This window comes from Cohnella lupini (assembly GCF_003386205.1).
In the GTDB taxonomy this organism is placed as follows: Bacteria; Bacillota; Bacilli; order Paenibacillales; family Paenibacillaceae; genus Cohnella; species Cohnella lupini.
In genome coordinates this window covers 1-1427 of sequence record NZ_QRDY01000061.1, presented here as the reverse complement: position 1 = coordinate 1427, position 1427 = coordinate 1, and the positions used below count along the sequence as shown (strand labels likewise).

The following is a 1427-nucleotide window of genomic DNA, read 5'->3' as shown; positions in this document are numbered from 1 at the left end:
CGGGTAAACCCCCGTATTATGGACAGCGCACCTCTTATTCGATTGTGCACTTAGTATTCCTATGATTTTCACCGTTTTACGCCGAATTAGACTTTTATAAACTTAGGCGTAACCGTTCCTAGCTTTACGGCATCCATGTATTCATATGGTGACAGGTCGTAGATGCTGCCGTGGATTCGAACACAATTATAGTCCCGGATAAATTGGCTGACGATTTCATAAGCTTGCGAATATGTCTCAAATTCATGGCGGCGGTAACACTCCGCTTCTAGAATGGAATGGAACGATTCAATGTGAGCATTCTTGTTCGGTGTCTTTGGCGGTATACGCTCGTGGATCAAGTTGAAAGTCTCGCACGCTTCTTCAAATCGATGGCTGATGAACTGCGGGCCATTGTCTGAACGGATGACCGGCATCTCCGAGCTGTCAAACCGTTGGCGCTTCATTAATGCTTCCTGCGTAATCTGGACGAGATGACGCGCCTCGCAGGTCAATCCAAAATGATAGGCAATAATCGCACGATCAAATACATCGATAATGCTCATTAAGAAGAAGAAACGCTGTTCACCGTGAAGCCAGCCGTACTTAATATCCGTTTCCCACAGCTGATTAGAGCCGGTAATAACGCGATTATTCGCCAAACGCTTGGGATATTTGATCTTGATCTTCCGTTGGGGGCGCAGGACATCCATCTGTTTACAAAGACGGTAGACCTTCTTCTTATTGATCTGTAGCCTGTGTCGCCTTCTGAGCAGTACGGTTAGCTTTCGGTAGCCATAGGATGCGCCCTCGCCTGCTAGGAACTCCATTAGCCATTCACAGATTTGTTCGTCGCTGATGGGCACGCCATCTTGTGTATATGACAGGCCAGGCACGGGACGACCGCTACGATAGCTGTGAGCAACTGTTGGCGTTTCTTGTTGCCTGCGGTTCACATTTGCGTAGTAGGTGGAACGCTCCACTTCAAGCACTCGAAGGACAAAACTAATTCGGTGTCCCTGACCAATATACTTTTGGGCAATCTCTATTTTATCCGCAAGTGCGGGTTCGTTTTTTTTAATAGGTCTTTGAGAATATCCCTCTCTAGGGCTTGCTCAGCAAAGAGCTTTTTGAGCTTTTCATTCTCTTTTTCTAGCTGTGCATAATCCTCAGCCGTAGGCACGAACTTCGATTGTTTCACGCCATTGCCGTCTAACTGATCCAGATCCTTTCGGTTCAACTCTCTAGCCCACCGAAGTACCATCTTCGGATCTATCTCGTGTTGTCGTGCAACAGCGGTCATATTGCCAATCTCTTTCCCTTTGGCTACCACCATCTTCTTGAAATTCAAATCATACTGCATCTTCTTCATTACGTTCCCCTCCACCTTAATCTGATTGTATCGGAGTAAGGGGTGTACTGTCCAAATTCATTTGGGGGCTAAATAG

The 1427-nt window shown here is 46.6% G+C and carries 2 protein-coding genes; both read right to left on the bottom strand.

The window, feature by feature from the left end; genetic code table 11:
* Nucleotides 1-86 precede the first annotated feature (86 nt).
* Nucleotides 87-971 (bottom strand): IS3 family transposase, encoded by an 885-nt coding sequence (locus tag DFP95_RS28580; RefSeq protein ID WP_245988062.1) that lies wholly within the window; start codon nucleotides 969-971, stop codon nucleotides 87-89.
* A gap of 53 nt (nucleotides 972-1024) precedes the next feature.
* Complete coding sequence (locus DFP95_RS28575) at nucleotides 1025-1351, bottom strand: transposase (protein ID WP_115996082.1); 327 nt, start codon at nucleotides 1349-1351, stop codon at nucleotides 1025-1027.
* Nucleotides 1352-1427: the final 76 nt, after the last annotated feature.